Raw genomic sequence first — 5424 nt, 5'->3', positions numbered from 1 at the left:
TCTCGTGGGCTCGGAGATGTGTATAAGAGACAGGTATAGTGTTTCTCCGAGTTCAAGCTGTTCTGCATTTTTACCATTGACGACAATCAAATGGACATCGTATGGTGCGATTGCTTTTGGCCAAATGATTCCGCGCTCATCATAATGTTGTTCGACGACTGCCGACAATGTCCGCGAGACACCGATGCCGTAACATCCCATGATGAGTGGTTGTGCTTTACCGCCTTCATCAAGGAACGTCGCTCCCATTCCTTCAGAGTAACGTGTTCCGAGTTTGAAGACTTGACCGACTTCGATGCCACGTGCGAATTTAACGTTTCCGTTGCCGTCTGGTGACGCGTCACCTTCTTCGACGAAGCGCAAGTCCGTATAGTCTGCTTCGAAATCACGGCTTGGATCGACATGGATATAATGTGTTTCCGCTTTGTTTGCACCACAGACAGCGTTCGTCAAGGCACGTACCGCGTAATCGGCGACGATCTTCATGTCTGCCCCGATCGGTCCGAGTGTTCCAGGCGTTGAGTGAAGCGCTGCTTCAATCTCTTCGTCGCTCGCCATCGTGATGTCGAGTGCGCCCAGATAGTTTTTCAATTTGATATCGTTGACTTCGTGATCGCCCCGGACGAGTGCCATGACAAGTCCTTGTTCCGTTTTGAAAATGACGGTCTTGATCGATTCATTTGCTGGTAAGTTCAGATGTGCACTGACCGCTTCAATCGTCTTCGCATCTGCCGTATGCACTTCTTCAAGTGCTTCTGGTGCTTTGTCTTGCTTCGGATAGGCATCGATCGACTCTGCCATCTCTAAGTTCGCTGCATAATCCGATTGGTCCGAGTAGACGATCGTGTCTTCACCGATTGCTGCTAACGCATGGAACTCATGTGTTCCACTACCACCGATTGCACCCGAGTCAGCGACGACTGGACGGAACTCAAGACCCACACGTGAGAAAATCCGCGAATACGTATCAAACATGTTTTGATACTCTTCGTCTAAGCTCTCTTGTGACGAATGGAACGAGTATGCATCTTTCATGATGAACTCACGACCACGTAATAAACCGAAACGTGGGCGACGTTCGTCACGGTATTTCATTTGAATCTGGAAGAGATTGACCGGTAACTTTTTATACGAGTTCAATTCATCACGAACGATTGAAGTGATCAGTTCCTCGTGCGTCGCTCCGAGCGCGAACCGGCGATCATGACGATCCGTCAAGCGCATTAATTCAGGTCCATAGATATCCCAGCGTCCTGTTTCTTCCCATAGTTCAGCTGGTTGAATTGCTGGCATCAGTAATTCTTGCGCACCCGCTGCCTCTAATTCCTCGCGAATGATTGTCTCGATATTTGCGAGAACCCGTTTTGCGAGTGGGAGATACGAATAGATTCCAGCGGCATTTTGACGCATGAATCCTGCACGAAGCAAGAGTTGGTGACTGATGGCTTCTGCATCAGATGGTACTTCACGCAACGTTGGCATGAATAGTTTTGATTGTTTCATAATGAGTCACGAACTCCTTTGACTGAGTGATTAATTAAAAGAATTTTTGAATGTCGTTCCAAGTAACGACGAGCATGAGTAACATCAAAAGCGCAAAACCGACGAAGTGAACTAATCCTTCTTTTTGAGGATCGACCGGTTTACCGCGTAAGGCTTCAAGGAAGAGGAACAGCAAGCGTCCTCCGTCAAGTGCTGGAAGTGGCAACAAGTTGAAGACTGCTAAGTTAACGGACAACAATGCCGTCCATGTCAAGAGCATCGAGAACCCACTATCTGCGACCTGATCGGTCATCTTGACGATCCCGACTGGTCCTGATAATTGATCGACGCCAACGACACCGGTCACGAGATCTCCAACCGCTCCGACGATGAGCGTCGACATGCGCCATGTTTCTGAAACGCCCGTTTGTAGTGCTGTTCCGAATGATTTTTCTGTCTCATTCGTAACACCAATGATGCCGACCTTCTGTTCTCCTTGCTGCTGCACTTTTGGCGTGATCTCAGTTGTCGTCTCTTTCCCATCACGCTCATATTTTACTTCTGTCGCTTTACCAGCACGATCTTGGAATCCAGCACGTAAATCCGTCCATTTGGCTGTATCCTGTCCGTTGACTGAGATGATCCGGTCACCTTCAACAAGTCCTGCTTGATCGGCAGGTGAACCTTTTTGTACTGTTCCGATGACGCTTTCCCCTGTCGGAGAGCCATTATATAAGGCAAGACCGAATAAAATGACGAACGCGAGGACAAAGTTCATGAACGGTCCTGCAGCAATCGCAAGGACACGTTTCCAAACGGATTTCGAACCAAATGTGCGATCATACGGCGCAATTTGTGTCCGTGTCTGACCTTCGACAAGAAATGCTGTCGGGGAGACAGGGTAGCGAACCGATGCCTCGTCTTGTAATCCGACGAGTTCAAGTTGACGCAACAAGTCAATCCGCTCGACAGTAACGACTTGGTCGACTTGTGGCTGATCCGCATCGAAATAAATCGTCTCGATGACACCGTCTTTTAACTGTAATCCGACGGTTTGACCTGATTTGATCTCAACGAGTTCAGGTTCTTCACCCGCCATCTTGACGTAACCGCCAATCGGCAACAGGCGTACCGTATACAACGTCTCATTCTTAAACACTGAAAAGATCTTCGGTCCAAATCCAATCGCGAATTCCCGACAGAGAATACCTGCCCGCTTCGCCATTACGAGATGACCCCATTCATGGACGGCGACGAGTACACCGAACATCAGTACGATTGAAATAAAGGTCGTCATTACTTATCCCATCCTTAGTTAGCGAATGTAAGAGACGATACGAACTCACGCGCCCATCGATCGGCTTCAAGGATTTGATCCAAGGAAGGCTCGTCGATAAGGGTATGAGCTTGAAGCGCCGCCTCAACGCTCGCTTCGATTTCTAAAAAGCGAATGTCCCCTTTTAAAAAACGGTCCACTGCTTGTTCGTTCGCAGCATTGAGTACTGATGGCATCGATCCACCGGCTTGACCCGCTTCAAAAGCAAGTCGTAACAACGGATAACGATCAAATGATGCATCAGCAAAGTGTAAGCGTCCGATTTCCTTTAAGTTTAACCGTTCTCCCCCTTGGATTTCAAGGCGGGACGGATATGTAAGAGCGTACTGAATCGGTTCTCGCATGTCGGGCATACCAAGCTGCGCCATGACGGCACCATCGTTGAACTCAACCATCGAGTGGATGATCGATTCACGATGAATGACGACATCGATATCCGCATAGTCGACATCAAATAACCAGTGCGCTTCAATGACTTCGAACCCTTTGTTCATCATCGTCGCCGAATCAATCGTGATTTTTGCTCCCATCGACCAGTTCGGATGCGCCAGTGCTTGTTCGACCGTCACGTCTGCCAGATCTTCCCGTGATTGATCACGGAAGCTTCCGCCTGACGCCGTTAAGATGATTTGACGCATATCCTCTCGCCGCTCCCCGTTCAAGCATTGGAAGATTGCCGCATGTTCACTATCAACAGGTAAAATCGTCACGTTTTTTTCGCGCGCGAGCTTCATGACAAGGTGCCCTGCCGTGACGAGTGTTTCTTTGTTCGCAAGACCAATCGTCTTACCCGCCTCGATCGCGGCAAGCGTCGGACGTAAGCCGACAGCTCCTACGACCGCTGTAATGACTGTATCGACTTCAGGATGCGTCACGATATCAAGCAATCCTTCTTCACCGATGACGATCGTCGGCTGATAACTCAACTGCTGCTCGAGTTCTTGACGTGTTGTCTCATCTTGAACTCCGACAAGCATCGGTTGCAAACGATTCAACCACGGTACGGCGACCGTCGTGTTGCGACCAAATGCAAAACTCGTCAATTCAAAAAGGTCTGGATTAGCCGCAATGACATCAAGTGTCTGCGTACCAATCGATCCCGTTCCACCGATGATACTGATTTTCTTCATAATGAAGTGCCTCCTCAAGCAAAGATATCGAGTACGACGAGGACCGTAAAGACGATCATCATGCTGTCGAACCGATCTAGAATACCACCATGGCCCGGTAGTAACGTTCCAGAATCCTTCACACCATAATGGCGTTTGTAAGCGGACTGGACCAAGTCACCAAGTTGCCCAACGACGGCAACGATGATGGCAAGGACAATGACTTTCCCAAAACCGACTGTCGGTTCGATACTTTCAAACACGACACCGAGTAAGATGGCAAGTAGCACGCCACCGACTGCCCCTTCAATCGTTTTGTTCGGGCTGATTGACGGCCACAGTTTATTCTTACCAAATCGTTTCCCGACGAAGTACGCCCCTGAATCCGTAAACCAGATCAAGAGAATGATCAAGAGCGACCACGTTAATCCATGTTCGAGTAAGCGGATGTAGGCGAACGATGCAAAACCGACACCAACATAAACCGCAGTCAGAAGTAAAAAGGCGACATCATCAAACGTAAAGACATTTTTCGAAAACACGTTCCAAAATAGACCGATCAATAAAATGATCATTGCCCAAGCGATTGGTGAAAGTCCGATTGGGAGTGTCCGATCGACTGCCTCTTCATAGATACCGACGAATGGTAATAACGTACCGATCCCGAATAAAATCCGTGGAATGCGCGAGCCGCTCCATTGTCGCATCCGGACGAGCTCGGTATAACCGAGAATCGTTAGTACTGCCATAAACGCTAAAAAGGGAAGTCCACCGATGTACAAAAGCGCCAAAAAGATGGCGCCTGCCCATATCCCTGTGATAATCCGAGTTTTCATAAGCTAGTTCCTCATTTAATCAGACGCCGCCAAATCGGCGTGTCCGTTGATTGTAATCTTCAATTGCTGCCAAGAAAGCATCCCGACGAAACTCTGGCCACAAGACATCTGTAAAATAAAACTCTGCGTACGCCGCTTGCCAAAGTAAGAAGTTCGATAACCGTTGTTCGCCACTCGTTCGAATCACGAAATCGACATCAGTTACGGATCCTGTCATTAGCTCGCGCTCGATCGTCTCCGGTGTAATCGCATCCGGTGACAATGTTCCTGCCTGAACCTGTGCGCCCAGTTTTTGCATGACTTGCACGAGTTCATCGCGTCCTCCATAATTCAGAGCGAAAATCAGACGAAGTCCTGTATTGTGTTGCGTATCCAGTTTCGCTTGTTCGACCGCCTCACGCGTGAAATGAGGGAGGCGAGATACTTCACCTGCTACCTCGACCTTAACATTTTGGGCATCGAGTTCTTTCAAATCTGATTCTAAAAACTGAGCTGGGAGCTTCATCAAAAAATTAACTTCTTCTTCTGGACGCGTCCAGTTTTCAGTTGAAAAGGCATATAGTGTCAAGCTTCTGATACCAAGCTCATTTGCAACTCGAACGACTTCTCGAATCGATTTCATCCCTTCACGACTGTCTCTTATACACATCTCCGAGCCCAC

At 48.5% G+C, this 5424-nt stretch carries 5 protein-coding genes; all 5 read right to left on the bottom strand.

All coding sequences use genetic code 11. The annotated features are described in order from the left end of the window. A partial coding sequence (locus tag F8N00_RS15950) for a proline--tRNA ligase (RefSeq protein WP_421018559.1) occupies positions 1-1503 on the bottom strand: 1503 nt, incomplete at its 3' end. A gap of 34 nt (positions 1504-1537) precedes the next feature. Then, a complete protein-coding gene (rseP, locus tag F8N00_RS15945; protein WP_421018558.1) occupies positions 1538-2779 on the bottom strand; it encodes an RIP metalloprotease RseP in 1242 nt (413 codons plus the stop codon). Positions 2780-2793: 14 nt separating this feature from the next. Further along, positions 2794-3948 carry a 1-deoxy-D-xylulose-5-phosphate reductoisomerase gene (locus F8N00_RS15940; protein WP_421018557.1) on the bottom strand — a complete coding sequence of 385 codons (1155 nt, stop codon included), beginning with the start codon at positions 3946-3948 and terminating at the stop codon, positions 2794-2796. A gap of 14 nt (positions 3949-3962) precedes the next feature. Continuing rightward, a complete protein-coding gene (locus F8N00_RS15935; RefSeq protein ID WP_023468689.1) occupies positions 3963-4763 on the bottom strand; it encodes a phosphatidate cytidylyltransferase in 801 nt (266 codons plus the stop codon). Positions 4764-4782: 19 nt separating this feature from the next. Beyond that, on the bottom strand, positions 4783-5424 hold a 642-nt coding region (gene uppS, locus F8N00_RS15930), incomplete at its 5' end, for a polyprenyl diphosphate synthase (protein WP_421018556.1).

This window comes from Exiguobacterium sp. A1_3_1 (assembly GCF_048985645.1).
Taxonomy (GTDB): Bacteria; Bacillota; Bacilli; order Exiguobacteriales; family Exiguobacteriaceae; genus Exiguobacterium_A; species Exiguobacterium_A indicum.
The sequence above is the reverse complement of the archived record's forward strand: the minus strand, read 5'-3'. Positions and strand labels throughout refer to the sequence as shown.

What these genes read in the sequence shown, in the direction of transcription:
- rseP (WP_421018558.1), bottom strand. Translation starts at nt 2,779, where the DNA reads ATGACGACCTTTATTTCAATCGTACTGATGTTCGGTGTACTCGTCGCC.
- F8N00_RS15940 (WP_421018557.1), bottom strand. Translation starts at nt 3,948, where the DNA reads ATGAAGAAAATCAGTATCATCGGTGGAACGGGATCGATTGGTACGCAG.
- F8N00_RS15935 (WP_023468689.1), bottom strand. Translation starts at nt 4,763, where the DNA reads ATGAAAACTCGGATTATCACAGGGATATGGGCAGGCGCCATCTTTTTG.